Origin of the sequence: Caballeronia sp. LjRoot31, from assembly GCF_964253885.1 — a bacterium.
Lineage (GTDB): Bacteria > Pseudomonadota > Gammaproteobacteria > Burkholderiales > Burkholderiaceae > Caballeronia.
Map to the genome: position 1 here is coordinate 944949 of NZ_CAXURX020000001.1, position 19535 is coordinate 964483.

General features: G+C 60.7%; 14 protein-coding genes. 4 read left to right on the plus strand and 10 right to left on the minus strand.

Translation table 11 applies throughout. The features are described 5' to 3' along the window. Positions 1-96: 96 nt before the first annotated feature. Both metG and ACSQ8V_RS04020 read right to left on the minus strand, forming a co-directional pair. The gene (gene metG / locus ACSQ8V_RS04015) at positions 97-2244 is read right to left on the minus strand and encodes a methionine--tRNA ligase (protein ID WP_436204957.1); all 2148 of its coding nucleotides are present in this window, start codon (positions 2242-2244) and stop codon (positions 97-99) included. A 1443-nt stretch (positions 2245-3687) separates the two neighbouring features. Continuing rightward, positions 3688-4344, minus strand: a complete 657-nt coding sequence (locus tag ACSQ8V_RS04020; protein ID WP_213762486.1) for an OmpA family protein — start codon at positions 4342-4344, stop codon at positions 3688-3690. Positions 4345-4605: 261 nt separating this feature from the next. Here ACSQ8V_RS04020 and apbC point away from each other — a divergent pair, with 261 nt between their 5' ends. The 4 genes from apbC to ACSQ8V_RS04040 all read left to right on the plus strand — a co-directional run bounded on the left by apbC (position 4606) and on the right by ACSQ8V_RS04040 (position 9592). Further along, positions 4606-5694, plus strand: coding sequence for an iron-sulfur cluster carrier protein ApbC (gene apbC, locus ACSQ8V_RS04025; RefSeq protein ID WP_436204958.1), 1089 nt, complete (start codon positions 4606-4608; stop codon positions 5692-5694). Between the two features lie 222 nt (positions 5695-5916). Then, a complete protein-coding gene (locus ACSQ8V_RS04030; RefSeq protein ID WP_436206588.1) occupies positions 5917-6390 on the plus strand; it encodes a superoxide dismutase family protein in 474 nt (157 codons plus the stop codon). Between the two features lie 233 nt (positions 6391-6623). Continuing rightward, positions 6624-7193 (plus strand): dCTP deaminase, encoded by a 570-nt coding sequence (gene dcd, locus ACSQ8V_RS04035; protein ID WP_089163519.1) that lies wholly within the window; start codon positions 6624-6626, stop codon positions 7191-7193. 104 nt (positions 7194-7297) lie between these two features. Then, entirely contained in the window at positions 7298-9592 is a 2295-nt protein-coding gene (locus ACSQ8V_RS04040; RefSeq protein WP_213762489.1) for an arginine/lysine/ornithine decarboxylase, read from the plus strand. A 58-nt stretch (positions 9593-9650) separates the two neighbouring features. On the opposite strand, the gene ACSQ8V_RS04045 is transcribed toward ACSQ8V_RS04040, so the two are convergent. The 8 genes from ACSQ8V_RS04045 to ppc all read right to left on the minus strand — a co-directional run bounded on the left by ACSQ8V_RS04045 (position 9651) and on the right by ppc (position 19512). Further along, positions 9651-10592, minus strand: a complete 942-nt coding sequence (locus ACSQ8V_RS04045) for a bestrophin family protein (RefSeq protein WP_436204959.1) — start codon at positions 10590-10592, stop codon at positions 9651-9653. Between the two features lie 175 nt (positions 10593-10767). Continuing rightward, positions 10768-11205 carry a DNA-binding protein gene (locus ACSQ8V_RS04050; RefSeq protein ID WP_436204960.1) on the minus strand — a complete coding sequence of 146 codons (438 nt, stop codon included), beginning with the start codon at positions 11203-11205 and terminating at the stop codon, positions 10768-10770. Continuing rightward, the gene (locus ACSQ8V_RS04055; RefSeq protein WP_436204961.1) at positions 11171-11776 is read right to left on the minus strand and encodes a nucleotidyltransferase domain-containing protein; all 606 of its coding nucleotides are present in this window, start codon (positions 11774-11776) and stop codon (positions 11171-11173) included. Before ACSQ8V_RS04055 ends, ACSQ8V_RS04050 begins: the two co-directional genes overlap by 35 nt. Positions 11777-11833: 57 nt before the next feature. Continuing rightward, positions 11834-13243: an argininosuccinate lyase gene (gene argH / locus ACSQ8V_RS04060; protein WP_436204962.1), complete on the minus strand. Its 1410-nt coding sequence runs from the start codon at positions 13241-13243 to the stop codon at positions 11834-11836. 237 nt (positions 13244-13480) lie between these two features. Continuing rightward, positions 13481-14263: an anti-sigma factor gene (locus ACSQ8V_RS04065; RefSeq protein WP_436204963.1), complete on the minus strand. Its 783-nt coding sequence runs from the start codon at positions 14261-14263 to the stop codon at positions 13481-13483. After that, positions 14263-14847 (minus strand): sigma-70 family RNA polymerase sigma factor, encoded by a 585-nt coding sequence (locus tag ACSQ8V_RS04070; RefSeq protein ID WP_436180969.1) that lies wholly within the window; start codon positions 14845-14847, stop codon positions 14263-14265. Before ACSQ8V_RS04070 ends, ACSQ8V_RS04065 begins: the two co-directional genes overlap by 1 nt. Positions 14848-15233: 386 nt before the next feature. Continuing rightward, positions 15234-16073, minus strand: coding sequence for a helix-turn-helix transcriptional regulator (locus ACSQ8V_RS04075; protein WP_436204964.1), 840 nt, complete (start codon positions 16071-16073; stop codon positions 15234-15236). Positions 16074-16449: 376 nt separating this feature from the next. Then, positions 16450-19512, minus strand: a complete 3063-nt coding sequence (gene ppc / locus ACSQ8V_RS04080) for a phosphoenolpyruvate carboxylase (RefSeq protein WP_436204965.1) — start codon at positions 19510-19512, stop codon at positions 16450-16452. Between the last annotated feature and the right edge of the window lie 23 nt (positions 19513-19535).

Here is a 19535-nt window from a genome sequence, read left to right on the forward strand (position 1 = left end):
TCAAAAGGCCGTTTCCAGCGTGAGTTGGAAACGGCCTTTTGGTTTTGCGTCCGGGCGCGGTGAAAAACCGCGCGACCGGTGCTTTTACTTCACGCTTTACTTCACGCGCATACCCGGCTTCGCGCCGCTATGCGGTTCGAGGATGTACAAACCCGGTTCGGCTTTTTCGTCGTCGGCGGAAGCGGCCAGCACCATGCCTTCCGACAGCCCGAACTTCATCTTGCGTGGCGCCAGGTTCGCGACCATCACCGTGAACTTTCCGATCAGGTCCTGCGGCTGATACGCCGACTTGATCCCGGAGAACACGTTGCGGGTTTTTTCCTCGCCGATATCCAGCGTCAGCTGCAACAGCTTGTCCGACCCTTCGACCGCCGTGCAATTCACGATCTTCGCAATTCGCAGATCGACCTTGGCGAAGTCATCGATAGAAATTACGCTTTCCGCTTCCGGCTCTTTCACCTTCGCGGCTTTCTTCGACGAGGACGTGGAAGCAGTTGCGGGCGCGGCAGCAACCGCTTGCCCCGGCGCGACCGATTCCCGGTTCGCCGCGATCAGCGCTTCAACCTGCTTCGGATCGACGCGGGTCATCAAGTGCTTATACGCGTTGATCGGCCGCGAAGAACTGAGCGGCGCGGAGACATCTGCCCAGACGAGCGGCGCGATGCCCAGGAACCCTTCCACCGATACCGCCAGCACCGGCAACACTGGCTTCAACGCCAGCGACAGCAAGCGGAACGCCTCCAGGCTCACGCTGCACGTTTCGTGCAGCGCAGCCGGGTTGGCTTCGTCCTTGGCCTGATCCCAGGGCTTCGCGGTATCGACAAACGCGTTGACGGTATCGGCGAGATCCATGGTCGTGCGCAACGCCCGCCCGTATTCACGCGACTCGTAAAGCGCCGCGATCTGCGGCACGGCGGCGCGCAATTGCAGCAGCAGCGGATGATCCATTGCGCTGTCCAGCACGCGGCCGTCGAAACGCTTGATCAGGAACCCTGCCGCCCGGCTCGCGATATTCACGTATTTGCCGACCAGATCGCTGTTCACGCGCGCCTGAAAATCTTCAAGATTCAGGTCGATGTCTTCCATCGTGTGGTTCAGCTTCGCGGCGAAGTAGTAGCGCAGCCACTCGGGGTTGATGCCGGTATCGATCACGCTTTTCGCCGTGATGAACGTGCCGCGCGACTTGGACATCTTCATGCCGTCGACGGTGAGAAACCCGTGCGCGAACACGTTCGTCGGCGTCCGATGGCCGGAAAACTCCAGCATTGCGGGCCAGAACAGCGTGTGGAAGTACAGGATGTCCTTGCCGATGAAGTGATACTGCTCCGTCTTCGATCCCGGCCGGATCCATTCCTCGAAATCGAGGCCGCGCGCATCCGCCAGATTCTTGAAGCTGGCGTAATAACCCACGGGCGCGTCCACCCACACGTAGAAATACTTGCCCGGCGCGCCGGGGATTTCGAAGCCGAAATACGGCGAGTCGCGCGAAATATCCCAGTCGGCGAGTTTGGCGTCGCCCTTGTCGCCGAGCCATTCGCGCATTTTGTTCGTGGCTTCCTGCTGCGCGAGTCCGCCGACCCAGCCGCGCAGGAAATCTTCGCAACGCGGGTCGGAGAGCCGGAAGAAATAGTGCGTCGAGGTCTTGCGCACCGGTGTCGCGCCCGACACCACCGAATACGGGTTGATGAGATCGAGCGGCTGGTAGGTGGATCCGCAGACTTCACAGTTGTCGCCGTACTGATCTTTCGCGCCGCATTTCGGGCATTCGCCCTTGACGAAGCGGTCCGGCAGGAACATTTCCTTGACCGGATCGTAGGCTTGCTCAATATCGCGCGCGTCGATCAGACCGGCCGCCTTCAGCGACTCGTAGATGGATTCGCACAGCACGCGGTTTTCTTCGGCGTCGGTGGAGTAGTAGTTGTCGAACGAGATGCCGAAGCTGTCGAAATCGCGTTTGTGCTCTTTCCCCACGCGCTCGATCAACTGCTTCGGCGTGATGCCTTCCTGCTCGGCGCGCAGCATGATGGGGGTGCCGTGGGTATCGTCGGCGCCGACGTAGTAGACCTCGTGACCGTGCATTCGCAGTGAGCGCACCCAGATATCGGTCTGGATGTATTCGACCATATGGCCGATATGAATCTGGCCGTTCGCGTACGGGAGCGCGGACGTGACGAGAATCCGGCGATGGCCAGGGGTGGCTGACGCCGCTGCGGAGACGGGTGTGGACGAGGTGGGTGCTGACATAAGGCGCTGGCCCTGCGGTTGAAGAATTCAATGATTGCGTGAAAAAGCGAATCACGATTCTAACAGTCAAGGGGCTTTCGTTCGCACTCGGGGGGCGGGGCGGGGTGGGCGTGCGGGGTGTTGGGTTGGTGGTGGGGGCCAGGTTCTGGGGTTAGCGGTTCTGGGTCAATGCCGGGGTGGTGGTTTTGGGGTTAGTGGTCAGGGGTCAGTGCTGGGTTGGTGCTTTTGGCCTTAGCGGTCTGCGAGAGTCGGATTTTCTCTTTATCACTATTAGCCACTGTGCGTGGCGGCACGTCATTTCTTTGTCCAAAGCGACAAAGAAACGAAGCAAAGAAAGCGCTTTCAAACCGCGCTACCCTAAGTGTCCACAGCGTGCAGTTTTCATTCATAGGTGCCCCAAAAGCACGGTGCTCGCCAGAGCGCCGGATGTTTGAACCCCTCCTTCTCGCGAATCCTGACACGAACACGCTTCGCCCCGTACGCTCTCGGGCAAGCACCATTGCTAAGGAACCCGCGCGGCCTCACGCGTTCTGGCTGCCGTGCTCTTCGCGTGTCAGCTACGTGCTCCGACGGTTACGTCGGTAGGTCGTGGCACCACGCGTGTTGCTGCTCCAGTTTTGGTGAGTTACCCGCGTGGTCCCCACAGTTATTTGCGTGGGTACGGCCTTACGCATCTTCGCGATCTCGTTTCCAGCTGGGTTGGCGACGTGGTTCGAGGCGCGTACATAGTTGGTGGTTGGCGTCCGCGGATAGCGCGGGGTGCTCCTTGGGCAGGTTCAATCACTGGTGGCGAAGCGTGTGGGTATCGGTGTTCGGAGAAGGAGGGTTTCACACATCCTTCGCTCTGGCGAGCACCGTGCTTTTGGGGCACCTATGAATAGAAACTGCACGCTGTGGACACTTAGGGTAGCGTGTTTTAAAAGCGCTTTCTTTGCTTCGTTTCTTTGTCGCTTTGGACAAAGAAATGACGTGCCGCCACGCACAGTGGCTAATAGTGATAAAGAGAAAATCCGAGTCAGGCAGACCACCACGGCCGAAAGCAGCAACCCAGCACTGCCCCAGAACCTCTAACCCCGGAATCTAGCAACCCCCAACCCCAGACCCTAGCAATCCGGCACTAAAATCCCAGACAAAACCTTAAAACGACCAAAGGCCCTGACGCACCCTGCGCCCCAAAAAAAATTCCAGACGAAAAATTCCAGACGAAAAAAAACCGGGGCGATCAACGGCCCCGGAGCAACAACGACAAGAGGAGAATGGCACGTGGCGGCAAAGCCAGCCACCTACCGTTAAGACAGACACGGACAGCAAGGGCAAAGTTTCAAATATTTTCGTGTTCGCAGCGGGTTTACTGTTTCGCCGCGAAACGAATTGAATCTCCGAGCTTGAAATTGAATCTCGGACCCTGGCTACAGCGCCATTCCCCCTCATAAATCAAACGTCTTACTGAACCTGACCCGGCTGCGCGGTCGCGCGCAAATAGATTTCCACGCGACGATTCTGCGCACGGCCCAATTCAGTGCTGTTGTCAGCAATAGGTTGCGTCTGGCCCATGCCCTGCGCCGACAGACGCTGCGGTGCCACGCCGTGGCTAGCCAGATACGAAGCCACGCTTTGTGCACGATTTTGCGACAGCGTCTGGTTGTAAGCCGGCTGGCCGGTGCTGTCCGTATGCCCAACCACTTGCGCAATCAACTCAGGATGCTGCGTGAGCGTTTGCGTGACCTGGTCGAGCACCGGTGCAAAACCTGGCTTGATGGCGTAGCTGTTGGTATCGAACGAAATCGAGTTCGGAATGTTGACCTTCAGCGATCCGTCCGGCTGTTCCGTCACCTGCGTGCCCGTGCCCTTCGTCGCGCCGGTCAGCTTGCCCTTGATGGCCTGCCAGTTGTAACCGGTGATGCCGCCCGCCGCCGCGCCTACGCCCGCGCCAATGGCCGCACCCTTGCCGCCGCCGAAGATCGCGCCAAGCGCCGCGCCCGACGCCGCGCCAATGCCCGTGCCAACGGCGGCGTTATTGCCTTGCTGGGTGGCGCAACCGGCGACAAGCGCGCCCGCAACGGCGATTACACACAAGCGGGTCATCATTTTCGAGTTCATTTGTTCATTCTCCAGGATACCAATTCAGACAAAGCCGACACCGACAGCCCGAAGGGTCTTCCGGCGCGTCGTTACGGCTGCCACTACAATACGGCCAAGGATTCAAGCGATTATAACGATGCGTCCCCGAATCATGGCAGCGTCGGATAGTGCATCGCCCAGTGCTGCGACGCAACGTGGTGCAACAATTCCTTTCAATTTCATACTTTGCGCGCGGAACATTCGATCCGCTAAAGCAAAAAGCGTTCCCCTGGAGTTTCGATGAGTCTTGATCGCGCCCAGATCGATACCGCGCTCAGCGGTTTGATCGATCCGAATACCAGCCGCACTTTCGCGGACACGAAAAGCATCCGCAGCGTGGCCGTAGACGGGGCAAACGTCACCGTGAACATCGTGCTGGGTTATCCGGCGAAAAGCCAGTTCGACATCATCCGTGCGCTCGTGGCGGACGCCGTCGCCAGCGTGCCGGGCGTGACCGGGGTACAGGTCACGGTGTCGTCGCAAGTGGTCGCGCACGCGGTCCAGCGCGGCGTCAAGCTGCTGCCGAACGTGAAGAACATCATTGCGGTCGCGTCAGGCAAGGGCGGGGTCGGCAAGAGCACGACCGCCGTGAATCTGGCGCTTGCGCTGGCCGCGGAAGGCGCGTCGGTCGGCATGCTGGACGCCGATATCTATGGCCCGTCGCTGCCCATGATGCTCGGCATCAGCGGCCGTCCGGAATCGCCCGACAACACGTCGATGAACCCCATGATCGGCCACGGCATCCAGGCCAACTCGATCGGTTTCCTGATCGAACAGGACAACCCCATGGTATGGCGCGGCCCGATGGTCACGTCCGCACTCGAACAACTGCTGCGCCAGACCAACTGGAAGGACCTCGATTACCTGGTCGTCGACATGCCGCCCGGCACCGGCGACATCCAGCTCACGCTCTCGCAGAAAGTGCCCGTCACGGGCGCGGTGATTGTCACTACGCCGCAGGACATCGCGTTGCTCGACGCCAAGAAGGGCTTGAAGATGTTCGAGAAAGTGGGCATCCCGATCCTGGGGATCGTGGAGAACATGAGCACGCATATCTGCTCGAATTGCGGCCACGAAGAACATATTTTCGGGGCGGGCGGGGGCGAGCGGATGTCGAAGGAATACGGCGTGCCGGTGCTCGGCCACTTGCCGCTCGATATCGCGATCCGCGAGAAAACCGATGCGGGCCAGCCGACGGTGATCTCGGAACCTGACAGCAAGATTGCTGACGCTTACCGGGCAATCGCGCGCAAGGTGGCCATTTCGATTGCCGAACGCCAGCGCGACATGACGTCGATGTTCCCCAGCATCGTAGTGCAAAACACTTAGAGCGCAGCGGGGCACGGGCGATTTTAGCGGCGCGTGTCGCGGTATCATGTCGCCTTGATTGGCGCAGCCGGGTGAACACACGGGGTGGTCGCGGGTCGCCATGAGGATCGCATGAAACAAAGATTCGACGGGCCTGAATCGCGCAGACTGCCTGCCGCGAGACACCCGGTCCCGAGCGTGATACTGAGTTTGAGCACGACTGTCAGCGTGTTGGCCAGTGTCATGCTGCTCGGCGGCTGTGGCCTTCTGTTCCAGAACCACGAAAAACGTGCCGACGCCACGTTGCAGCCTACCGGCGGCAATGCGGCGACCGGCACGGTCACGTTCATCGAACGCTCAGACGGCGTCCAGGTGTCTTACAACCTGTCGGGAATGCCACCCAACAGCGAGCACGCGCTGCAGATTCATGAGCGTGGGGACTGCATCATTCCAGCCTCGGCGGACGTCGGCCCCGTATTCGCGCCCGCGTCCGAGCGCAGCGACTCCGGCTCCAAGGTGGAAGGCGACCTGGCCAGCATTCGCGCCGACGCAAACGGTACGGCGACGGGGTTCATCGTCGCGCCGGACGTCTCGCTCGACGGCGTGCGGTCGGTGTTGTCGCGCGCCATCGTGCTTCATCGCGACGCAGCAGACACCTACGCCATCGTGCCGCACGGCGCCGGTCCCGCTCTCGCGTGCGGCGTAATTCGGCAATGATCCGGCAGTGATCTTTCAATGAAATCAGGCTGTTGGGGCGCGTGACCCGGCCGGTTGGCATAGCCGCCTCGTGTAGCCGGCCGCGCGGCCGGCGCATCAAGTAAAATACGCGCTTCTCGTCTGGTCTGGCTGGCTTCGGCGTGCTTCTGCATTCATCCCAAGTCTCCGGCCACGCCCTGTTTCAAGCCCGGCGGCCCTCTCCAAGCCGCCTCTTTCGTTGGGTAGCGTTCCCTATGAGCATCAAGTCCGACAAGTGGATCCGGCGCATGGCCGAAGCGCACAACATGATCGAGCCGTTCGTGCGCGACCAGGTGCGAGTGTCTGAAGATGGCCGCAAGATCGTGAGCTATGGCACGTCCAGCTACGGTTATGACATTCGTGTGGCAGACGAATTCAAGATCTTCACCAACATCAATTCGACGATTGTCGACCCTAAGAATTTCGACGAGAAATCGTTCGTCGACTTCAAGGGCGACGTCTGCATCATCCCGCCGAACTCCTTCGCGCTTGCGCGGACGGTCGAATATTTCCGGATTCCGCGCTCGTGCCTGACGGTTTGCCTCGGCAAATCCACGTACGCGCGCTGCGGGATCATTGTGAACGTGACGCCGTTCGAGCCGGAATGGGAAGGATATGTGACGCTCGAATTCTCGAATACGACACCTTTGCCTGCCAAAATCTATGCGAACGAAGGCGTGGCGCAGGTTCTCTTCTTTGAAAGCGATGAGATCTGCGAGACCTCATACGCCGATCGTGGGGGCAAGTATCAAGGGCAAATCGGCGTAACGCTGCCGAAAACCTGACGTTTCTTGACTGTTCGAAACGTCATTGCAACGCTTTTTGAAAGACCGCTGGAATCGAGCACGCACAACTCGGCCAGCGGTCGTTCCATTTGGAGATTCGCCGCATGAAGTTCCGTTTTCCCGTCGTCATCATCGACGAAGATTTTCGCTCCGAAAACATTTCGGGTTCCGGCATCCGCGCGCTCGCCGAGGCGATCCAGGGTGAAGGCGTCGAGGTGCTCGGGCTGACGAGTTACGGCGACCTGACGTCGTTTGCGCAGCAATCAAGCCGCGCGTCGTGTTTCATCCTGTCGATCGACGACGACGAATTGCTGCCCTATGTAGATAACGTCGTGGTGGCCGAAGGCGATACGCCGGAGCTGGCCTCCGCGATTGTCGCGTTGCGCGCGTTCGTGCAAGCAGTGCGACGACGCAATGCGGATATCCCGATTTTTCTGTATGGCGAAACGCGCACGTCGCGGCACTTGCCCAACGACATCCTGCGCGAGCTGCACGGTTTCATTCACATGTTCGAGGACACGCCGGAGTTCGTCGCGCGCCATATTATCCGCGAGGCGAAGGTCTACCTCGACGCGCTGGCGCCGCCGTTCTTCAAGGAACTCGTGCAGTACGCGGAAGAGGGTTCGTATTCGTGGCATTGCCCGGGGCATTCGGGCGGCGTTGCGTTCCTGAAGAACCCGCTCGGGCAGATGTTCCACCAGTTCTTCGGCGAGAACATGTTGCGGGCGGACGTCTGCAATGCCGTCGATGAACTCGGCCAGTTGCTCGACCACACTGGTCCGATCGCGGCGTCCGAGCGTAATGCGGCGCGCATTTTCAGCGCGGACCATTTGTTCTTCGTGACCAACGGCACGTCGACGTCGAACAAGATTGTCTGGCACGCGACCGTTGCACCCGGCGACATCGTCCTGGTCGACCGTAATTGCCACAAGTCGATCCTGCACGCGATCACGATGACCGGGTCCATTCCCGTGTTCCTGACGCCGACGCGCAATCATTTCGGCCTGATCGGACCCATTCCGCGCGACGAGTTCAAGCCGGAAAACATTCGCAGGAAGATTGAAGCAAATCCGTTTGCGCGTGAGGCGCTCGCTAAAAATCCGAACGTGAAGCCGCGTATTCTGACCATTACGCAAAGCACGTATGACGGTATTGTCTATAACGTCGAGATGATCAAGGACCTGCTTGGCGACATGCTCGACACGCTTCACTTCGACGAAGCCTGGTTGCCGCACGCCGAGTTCCACGACTTTTATCAGGACATGCACGCGATTGGCGCGGGGCGTCCGCGTACGGGCGCGCTGGTGTTCGCCACGCACTCCACGCACAAGCTGCTCGCGGGGATTTCGCAGGCGTCGCAGATCGTGGTCCAGGACTCCGAGAACAGCACGTTCGACAAGCATCGCTTCAACGAGGCGTACCTGATGCATACGTCGACCAGCCCGCAATACGCGATCATCGCGTCCTGCGACGTGGCCGCGGCCATGATGGAGCCGCCGGGTGGCACCGCGCTGGTGGAGGAGTCGATTGCGGAAGCGCTCGATTTCCGCCGCGCGATGCGCAAGGTCGACGACGAATACGGCGACGAATGGTTCTTCAAGGTGTGGGGACCGGAAGCGCTGGCGGAAGAGGGCATTGGGGACCGTGAGGAATGGGTGTTGAAGCCGAACGATCGCTGGCACGGTTTCGGGCCGCTCGCGGAGGGCTTCAACATGCTCGATCCGATCAAGGCGACCATCATCACGCCTGGACTCGACGTGGACGGCGAGTTCGGCGAGACCGGGATTCCGGCCGCGATCGTGACGAAGTATCTGGCGGAGCACGGGATTATCGTGGAGAAGACCGGGCTGTATTCGTTCTTCATCATGTTCACGATCGGCATTACGAAGGGTCGCTGGAATTCGATGGTTACCGAGTTGCAGCAGTTCAAGGACGACTACGACAACAACCAGCCGTTGTGGCGTGTGCTGCCTGATTTCATTGCGCTGCATCCGTCGTATGAGCGCATGGGATTGCGGGATCTTTGCGCGCAGATTCACAGCGTTTATCGGGCTAACAATATCGCCCGACTGACTACCGAGATGTATCTTTCCAGCATGGAACCGGCCATGAAGCCGTCCGAAGCGTATGCGAAGCTTGTTCATAGGGAGATCGATCGCGTGCCTATCGATGAACTCGAAGGACGCGTGACCAGTATTCTGCTGACGCCGTATCCGCCGGGTATTCCGTTGCTGATTCCGGGCGAGCGGTTCAACAAGACGATCGTGGACTATCTTCGTTTTGCGCGTGAGTTCAACGAACGCTTCCCGGGCTTCCATACGGATATCCACGGGTTGGTCGGGGAGATGATCAATGGGCGTATCGAGTATTTCGTGGATTGCGTGGCCGTTGAGCGCTGATGTGACGGTGTAAGAACGTAGGAATGAAGAAGGCCCGCATTGCGCGGGCCTTTTTAGTTCAGGTAACAATAAAAAGACGCTCTGCCACGCCCGGTTCTGGCAATGCCTTGGGTGGTCGCGTGAAGGCGGGATCGGCGGCCATATCGTGGAGCGCGTTTTCCAGCGACTCGCACAGCGCGGTCAACGCCAGGTCGTTTTCTTCCAGACCGAACGGATCCTCGATCTGCGCCGCAATCGCCTCCAGCGACATGAACGCGTACGCGACCAGCAGCGCGAACAAGGGTGTGAGCAAACCAGCGCCATCGACAAGACCAAACGGCAGCATCACGCAGAACAGATACACGGTCCGGTGGATCATCACCGAATACGAGAACGGCAAGGGCGTCGATGCCAGCCGTTCGCAGCCGCCGATCACCGCGGACAACTCGTTCAGATTTTGCTCGAATGCGAGCACGGCGTAGCCGTCGAATGCGCCGTCGCGAGCGCGAGTGCTGGCCCATTCGCCGAGCCATCGCAGGATCATGGCCGAGCGATATTGCGCTTGAGCGACGCGCTGATAAAGCGTGGACGGAAGGCGCGTGGCGAGATCGGGGAGGGGATCGGTGCGGCGCATTTCGTGGCGCAGCGCGTGACCCAGTGCGCCGATTGCCGCGATGAACTCGCGCGTGTCTTCGTCTTTTACGCCGCGCGGCAATGTCAGCGCCTGGCGCGCGATCGAGCGGCCGTGGATCAACAGCGAACCCCACAGCTTGCGGCCTTCCCACCAGCGCTCATAACTCGCGCTATTGCGAAAGCCGAGGAACACGGCGAGCGCGATGCCAACCAGCGCGAACGGTGGTGTGCCGAGCCCGACCGGATAATTGCGCACGTGGTCGTGCATCACGATCGCCGCGACTGACAACACGAAGATCAATGCAAGGCGCGGTAATAGCTGCGGAAGTACGGACCCGCGCCAGACGAACAGCATGCGGAACCAGTTGAGTTTGGGGCGGATGATCATGGGCGCGGGAATAGGATAGACAGGGAATTATCCGGGAAATTCCTAGCTTGCTGTCGGGCTGTGTCGATCCGTCACGTTGTCAGCACGGCCCAGCACGAAGCAAACGACTCAGGAAAAGGCCGACAAGAAAATTTGTTAGCACCGGAGCGCTAAGCCCGTCCGCTCAATTCACTGGCTAGGCAAGTTCGGGCCGGTTAACGGTCAGCCACTTCTGCACGTCATCGAGAAGCGCCGTTGCGCTCGACATGCATTCGCGCACGGCGGCATCGGTCACGAGATCGCCCGAATAGTCGGAAAGATTGCGCTGTTTGCGCAGCGCATCGAGCACGATCATCCGATCCGTTGACAAGCCGACGGTAAGCGTCAACGATTGAATGGCGGTCTGGTGATGTCCCGGCCGGCTAGTCAGCGTCCGGAAGCCGTTGGCGTTGAGCGCCAGCATGGACAACTGCATGATGGCTTTATAGGCGGCATCGAATCGGTTCTCCTGGCTCAATGCGTCCAGCCGCGCGTCCATCAAGTTGCGCTGCGCCGCCGCGAGCAGACGCGCGATGGTTTCCCGATTCGGTGCGATCGAATCAAGGCTGATCCCCAACAAGTTTTGCAAGGTCATGCTCGTTGCCCACCACGTAGATCTTCGGCTTGTCCATCAAATCCAGCGCGAACCCGTCCTTGCGTTCAATACTGGCACGCCACTCATTTGCCGACATCACTACGGAATTAATCTCGCGTCCCAGCGTCGCTTGTGCTGGATACAACTGCCTGACTACTTCAGCGAAACTCGTCTCGCCGATAATCATCACGTCGATATCGCTATGTGCCGTTTCCTGTGCGCGTGCAACCGATCCGAACACGAACGCGACCTCAATCGATGCGGCACAAGAGGCGAGCGCATTAGCGATAACGTCGGTTAAACCGGAGGTTTTCCGCATGATGCTGGCTAGCTCATCGTAAATCGGCGACGCGCGATTAGCCATATAGACCAATTGGTTAGCGCGCCGCTCGGCGACGAGAATGCCTGCTTCCGCCAGCTTGCTGAGTTCTTTGTGAAGTGTGCCGGCGGCGGTGCCAGTCAGACGAGCGATCTCGCGGACGTGGAAGGACTCGCCCGGCCGAAGCAGCAGGAGTCCAAGAACACGCCGACGATAGCTGTTGAAGAGCGTTTCGGATGGAGAACGTAGCATGATTGGCTACGATCGTAGCCGATTCAGCTACGATATTCAAGCGAACGCGGGAGCATCTTATTTACCCAACGCCGCCCGAGCCGCCTTCGCCGCCGCCCGAACCTGCTCCGGCGCGGTTCCGCCAGCATGATTGCGGCTGGCGACCGAACCTTCCAGCGTGAGGTATTCGAACACATCGTCGCCAATCAAACGCGCCACGTTCGGCAATTCCGCGCGCATTTCATCAAGCGTCAGATCCGCCAGATCGCAGCCGCGGTCCACGCAGATCCGCACGGCCAGCGCCACCGCTTCGTGTGCATCGCGGAACGGCAGGCCGCGTTTCACCAGATAGTCCGCGAGATCAGTCGCCGTCGAGAAACCCTGCAGCGCGGCTGCGCGCATGGCATCCGGCTTCACCGTGATGCCCGCCGCCATTTCGGCGAAGATGCGCAGGGTGTCGGAGACGGTATCGACGGTATCGAACAGCGGTTCCTTGTCTTCCTGATTGTCCTTGTTGTACGCGAGCGGCTGGCCCTTCATCAGCGTGAGCAAAGCAACCAGATGTCCGTTCACGCGCCCCGTCTTGCCGCGCGCCAGTTCCGGCACGTCGGGGTTCTTCTTCTGCGGCATGATCGACGAACCGGTGCAGAAACGGTCAGCCAGGTCGATAAACCCAACCCGCGGGCTCATCCACAGCACGAGTTCTTCCGAGAAGCGCGACACGTGCGTCATGATCAGCGCGGCGGCCGCGGTGAATTCGATGGCGAAGTCGCGATCCGAGACAGCATCGAGCGAGTTCGCGCAGATGCCGTCAAAGCCCAGCGTCTTGGCCACCGCGTGACGATCGATCGGATAGCTTGTTCCGGCGAGTGCTGCTGCGCCAAGCGGCAGGCGGTTCACGCGCTTGCGGCAATCGAGCAGGCGTTCGCTGTCGCGGCTGAACATTTCGACGTAAGCCAGCAGGTGATGGCCGAACGTTACCGGTTGCGCGACTTGCAGATGGGTGAACCCGGGCATGATCGTTTCGGCGTTTTGCTCGGCAATATCAATCAGCGCGCGACGCAGCTCAACCAGCAGTTCGCCAATCCGGTCGATCTCGCCACGCAGCCACAAGCGGATGTCGGTCGCGACCTGGTCGTTGCGCGAGCGTCCGGTATGCAGGCGTTTGCCGGCATCGCCGATAAGCGCCGTCAGCCGCGCTTCAATGTTCAGGTGGACGTCTTCCAGGTCGAGTTTCCACTCGAACTCACCGCGTTCGATTTCGCCGCGGATCTGCGTCATGCCTTGCTGGATGGCCTGGAAATCCGCATCGGCGATGATCTTTTGCGCGGCCAGCATGGCGGCATGCGCCAGCGATCCCTCTATATCTACAAGCGCGAGGCGTTTGTCGAAGAACACCGATGACGTGTAGCGCTTGACCAGATCGGACATTGGTTCGTTGAAGCGAGCCGACCAGGCTTCGCCTTTTTTGTGCAGTTGGGACGTCATAGTGATGTTCGTAAGAGGGCGGAAAGTCGATGGCAGGCGGCCGGGTGTGGCGCAATCCGGATAGAAACCCGCGGAACTGGCGATTTTACAGGCAATGGGAACGAGCAACCATCGAACGGAGGGAAGCGGCTTAGTCCGGCGCAATCCGGTCGATCGGAGCTATACGTACATAACGACAAGGCGCAAAAGAAAAGGGCGTCTCGCGACGCCCCCTTACCCTTGATCAAACGATAACCGTCAAGCCGCTGGAATCACCTTACCCGTATAGACGACCGGGCCGGTCGGTCCATTCGGATTCGGCGATCCCCCGACCGGCTCCACGGACACCGCCAACATCGGATACGCGTTCACAGAAGCCGCCTTGAACCGCGCGGTTCCTCCGACTGGCAGCACGCCGAGCGAAACCGGGTGCCCTTGCTTGGGCAGACCCCAGAGTTGCATGGACTTGTCCGATGGATCCGACGAGCCGCTCAAACGGCGCACGGTCACTTCAGAAGTCCGGTCGTCCCACGTCACCAGCATCCTTGCGTTGGATTGCTGATCGGCGAGGGTCGCCACATACCCGATCCGCGGTTCCTGCGCGACTTGCGGCGCGGGCACGGGGGCAGGGAGGGGCGCGACCGTCGACAGTTCGCGAATGGAAACAACCAGCGCGATAGCCGCGATGGCGGTGGCGGCGATCGACCAGCCGCGCCAGAACGACAGGTTCTCGAACCAGCTCGGCTTCGGTCGAGTAACCGGCGCAGCGGACGGAACCGGGCCCGCCGTCGCATCGCGCCGGGCATTCACCAGGTTCAAACGTCGCTCGATCGCCGGCCAGATCTCGGGCGGCGGCGCGACCGCGGCCCCAAGCTCGTTCATTGCCGTCAACCGCAAACGCCAGGTTTCCACGGCGAGGCGAATCGCCGGGTCGTGCTGCGAAATAGCTTCAAACCGTCTGCGCGAACCCCCACGCAGCACGCCGAGCGCGTACTCGGCAGCAAGCTGGTCTACCAGGCCTGGGTATCGATGCAGATCCATCACAGACCTCCCAGGCACGTTTTCAGTTTTTCGAGGCCGCGCCGAATCCACGACTTCACTGTGCCAAGCGGTACTTTCAGGACATCGGCCACTTCGCTGTGGCTCTGATCGCGCAGATAGGCCAGCGCCACGGCCTGTCGCTGATTGGCTTCGAGCCGGCCCATGCAAAGGGCGAGTTGCCGTGCTTCCTGGCTCATCAACATCTGCTCGGAAGGATCTGCCTCATTTGCCGGCAAGGTATCGTCCAACGCATCGCTCCATTCTGTTTCGGCGCTTGCCCCGTTGGCCTTTTGCCGCCGCAAATAGTCGAGGGCCCGGTTGCGGACAATCGCCGCCATCCAGGTCATCGGTGCGGACAGGCCGGCTTTGTAGTCGCCCGCGTATCGCCAGATATTGACGAACGCGTCCTGCAAAACCTCTTCGGCCCACTCACGCTTCACCAATATACGAAGCGCGAGGCCAAACAGTTTCGAGGAAGTCAGATCGTAGAGCGCGCGCAGCGCGGCGGCATCTTCACTGGCGACACGATCGAGCAATTGCACGAGGGTGTCGGGGGTCGGGTCGTGGGGGAGTGTTGTTGTCATGGGACCGGTCGGGTGGGTGCGATTGATCTTATAGAAATAATCGATACAAACCGCGCTGGTTTTTTTGCATCCGGATGCATCCGTTTCGCTTTTACCTGCGTACCAACGGATACGAGCTTTGCGGCCCGCGAAACAATCAGCGCTGCACGCACAGCTCACCATGTGTCCCCGTTCTCCTCCGGCCCTGCCGGGGAGAGGCGGCTTTGCCCGACCGCGTAGGCCGGGCATTTTTTTGGGCTATCGGTTCAGAAACTTGCCAACAGCCTGGATTCGTGTGCCTCACGCGTATGCGGCAGCGCTCGGCGGGTGGTTATCGTATTGAACGGCCCTCGGAGCGGGGGCACCGCCCTCTTTGAAGGAGGGCGTGTGCGGGCTATTCTCGGTCGTTATGCCACGTCGGTACCCACCAGCATCACCAGTTTCAAATCTTCCCGATGCGCCGGCTTGAACGTAATCTGGTCGAACACCAGACGCCCGCGGGTTGGATGATTGAATTCCCGCATCCCGCCCTCCCGTTCACCGACGTCCTGCGACGCCCAAAAACGCGCGAACGCATCGCTGGCGGCACTGAGCGAATCGATCAGCGCTCGCGTGGGGGCATCGTTCAGATGGCGGATCGAATCTGCCCGGAACTCCGCTACCAGCCTTCGCGCGCGCGTTTCCCAATCTACGATCAAGCTCTGCGCCCCCGGCGCCGTAAACGTGAAGCTAAGCAGATTGCGGTCCTGAACGCCGTCCAGCCAGCCGACGAACAATTCCGCCGCTCGCGCGTTCCAGCGCAAGGCGTTCCACTGCCGGTCGAGGACGTAGGCGGGTGCATCGATCAATTCCACTGACTTCAACAGCGCTGCCGGCGCGTCCTGCGCCGCTGGATCGGGTTCGGTGGGGTCCCGCTGGGCGGCCAGTTCAAACAGATATGCCCGTTCGGCCCTTGATAACTGCAACGCGACGGCGATGCGCGCAAGCGCGTCGGCGGAAGCGGACACTGGCCGTCCCTGTTCGATCCACGTGTACCAGGTCGGACTGACGCCGCACAATTGGGCGACTTCTTCCCGCCGCAATCCAGGCGTGCGGCGGCGCGGGCCGGGCGGCAAGCCGACGGCCATGGGCGACAGCCGCTCCCGGTGCGCACGGATGAAGTCGCCAAGCGCGCGGGCCGGCGTGGCGTCGAGGGGAGGTGCGGCGTCGGTTTTGCTGGCAGCGGGGGCGGCGGATGACAAGGGCATGAGGTTCAATACACGCGTTGGAAAGTCCGGCAGTGGCTCGGGTAGTTTAGATACCAGAATAACCGCGCGACTTGTACCGGTACAAGAGGGTGCCATTGTAGCGTTGTGGGCGGCAAGAAAATACGGACGAAAACCTGGAGCGATGGATGAGACACGATTAGCAAGCTGCCGATGCGGCCGGTGCCCCTGCTGGGGTTCTGTAGCCTGCCCATAACGGCGCGACCGCTGCTCGACGGTCCCTTCGCCACGGAGCCACGCAGCACATCAAGTGCATCGGGAATCCGACAATTGCCCCCGGCGAGGTAATGAAAAAAAGCCGGCTGTGACGTGCACAAGCCGGCTTTTTCGATCAAGCGATCACGTCGCTACTGCTGGATCACCCCGTATTGCGCAACCCCGCCGCAATCCCGTTGATCGTCAAATGAATTCCGCGCCCCAGCCGCACGTTGTCATCCCCGGCACGATGGCGTTTCAGCAACTCCACCTGCAGGTGATTCAGCGGATCGAGATACGGGAAGCGGTTTTTAATCGACCGGGCGAGCAACGGATTATTCGCCAGCCGCTCGCTGTTCCCCGTGATCTCCGACAACACATTCGACGTCCGCTCCCATTCCGCCACGATCCGGCCGAACACATGCTTGCGGAGCTTTTTATCGGTGACGAGTTGAGCGTAACGTGATGCCACCGCAATGTCCGTCTTCGCCAGCACCATGTCCATGTTCGACAGCAAATTCGCGAAGAACGGCCAGGTCTTGTGCATTTTCTTGAGCGTGGCAAGACGCTTGGTGCGCTCGGCTGCATCCGGCGACGCATCGAGAAAACCGGTCACCGCGCTACCAAACCCATACCACCCGGTCAGAAGCAAACGGCACTGGCCCCACGAGAAGCCCCACGGAATAGCCCGCAGATCTTCGATCTTGCGCTGCTTCGGATCCTGCAGTTTCCGCGATGCCGGTCGGCTGCCAATGTTCAACTCTGCAATCTCCGAAATCGGCGTCGATTCGAAGAAATACTCCTTGAAGCCGGGTGTTTCATAAACCAGCGCGCGATACGCGGCCATCGCTGAATCGGACAGCGTCTGCATGGTGGCTTCGAACAGAGGCAACTGCGCCGGCGTGTTCTCGTGCGGCAAAAGCGATGCTTCGAGCGTAGCGGCAACAACAAGCTCGAGATTCCGCCGCCCGATCTCCGCATTGCCGAACTTGCTCGCGATCACTTCGCCTTGCTCGGTCGTGCGGATCTGGCCATCGACGGTACCCGGCGGTTGCGACAAGATCGCCTGATAGGTCGGACCGCCTCCGCGACCGACCGTACCCCCACGGCCATGAAAGAGCCGCAGCGTGGTCTTGTGCTGCTTGAACAAAGCCACCAGCGCCAGTTCCGCCCGGTACAGCTCCCAGTTCGACGTGAGAAAACCGCCGTCCTTGTTGCTGTCCGAGTAACCGAGCATCACTTCCTGCTCGCCGCCTTGCAGTTCGACCAGCTTGTCCACGCCCGGCAGCGCGAAAAAATCGCCCATGATGTGCGGCGCATTGCGCAAGTCGGCGATGGTTTCGAACAGCGGAATCACCATCAGCCCGTCGTGCGCGGGGTCTTTGGCATGTCCCAGCCGCCCGTGCAGCAAGCCCGTTTCCTTCTGCAGCAACATCACTTCCAGCAAATCGCTGACCGTTTCCGTGTGCGAAATGATGTAGTTGCGCACCGCGCGCGTACCGAATTTCTCACGCGTCACGCGTGCCGTTTCCAGCACGCCGAGTTCGCTCTTCGCGAGATCGGAGTAATCGAAATAGGGCAGGCGCAGCGGCCGTGGTTGTGCAAGTTCGCTCAGCAGCAACGCGATCTTGTCGGCTTCCGGCAGCGCGGCGTAGTCATCCTGGACGCCCGCCCGCGCGAGCAATTCCGCGATCACCGCTTCGTGGATATCGGAGCTTTGACGCAAGTCGATGCTCGCCAGATGGAAGCCGAACACTTCAGCGGCGCGCGCCAGCGGCGACAAGCGCGGCGTCGATAAATACTCGCCGTGATGCGCCGCCAGCGATTCGATCAGCACATTCAGATCGGCGCCGAATTCCGCTGCCGATGCATACGGTTTCGCCGGATGGCGGCTACGCGCCGCGACCAGGCCGCGTCCGAGCCGCTCGTCGGCGCTCGCCACGAGCCGTGCATACACGCCGATCAACGCGCGCCGGTAAGGCTCATCGATACGATGCGGCGACGCGTCCGGCGACGCATCGGCCAGCGTCTTCAGCGCATCGCTCGCGCCGGCCAGCAAATGCGACACCGACAACTCCGCGCCCAGCTTGTGAACCTGCTCAAGATAATGTTCGAAGATCACCGTGGCCTGACGCGTGATGGCGTGCACGAGCGTAGGCGCGGTGACGTTCGGATTGCCGTCGCGATCCCCGCCGATCCAGCTCCCCATTTGCAGGAACGGCGGCAGGCGCGCGGGCAGGCCGTGTTCGGTCAGCGCGGCTTCAATGTCGGCGTAAAGCGCGGGAATTTCTTCGAGAAACGTCGTGTGGTAATACGAGAGCGCGTTTTCGATTTCATCGGCAACGCTCAGCCGGGCCTCGCGCAGCATCCGCGTTTGCCAGAGCGACGTGACGCGCGAGCGCAGCATCGCCTCGTTGTGCGCCCGTTCGCGCGCGGTCAGTTCCTGATCGCGCTCGGCCAAGAGCCGCGCGACTTCGTGCTGCGCATCCAGGATGCTCTTGCGCGAGACTTCGGTCGGGTGGGCGGTGAGGACCGGAACGATAAGCGCGTCATCGAAAAATTTTTGCAGCGTAGCTTTCGCCGACTTCGCATTCGGACTCGCCTTCAGGCGTTCGATGGCATAGGCCATGGTGCCGGGCTGCGGGGTGGAACCAGCGAGCGCGTGAATCCGACGGCGCCGGTTGTGATGCCGGTCCTCCGCGATATTCGCAAGATGCGAGAAGTAGCTGAACGCGCGCACGACGCTCACCGTCTGCTCGGGCGAGAGCGATTTCAAGCGCTTTTCAAGTGTCTGCGACGCCTCGTTGTCTTCTTCACGCCGAAACTTCACGGCCGTCTGACGAATCGTTTCCACGACATCGAATACCTCGTCGCCTTCCTGCTCGCGCACCACGTCGCCGAGCAGGCGGCCGAGATAGCGGATGTCCTCAAAAAGCGGCTGGTCCTTGTTGTCGCGCGTGCGCGAGGGGGCTTTGCCGTTCTTCACAGTCTTCGCGGACGCAGGTGCAGGCGTGGCGGCAGCGCGGCCGTTGGCCACACGTTTAGTTGTCCCAGTTGCAGCCTTTTTCACGGGCGCGGCGGTTTTGGACGCCTTGCTGGCAGTAACGGTAGCCGTGGCCGCGCGACCATGAACGGCGGGCGCCGTGGCAGGCGCAACGGAAGAAGCATCCTTCGATACAGCGTTGCGGCGGGGGCGGGCGTTGCGCGCCGATCCGGGAGACGTCACGTTGAATTCCTCTTGAAAGCCAG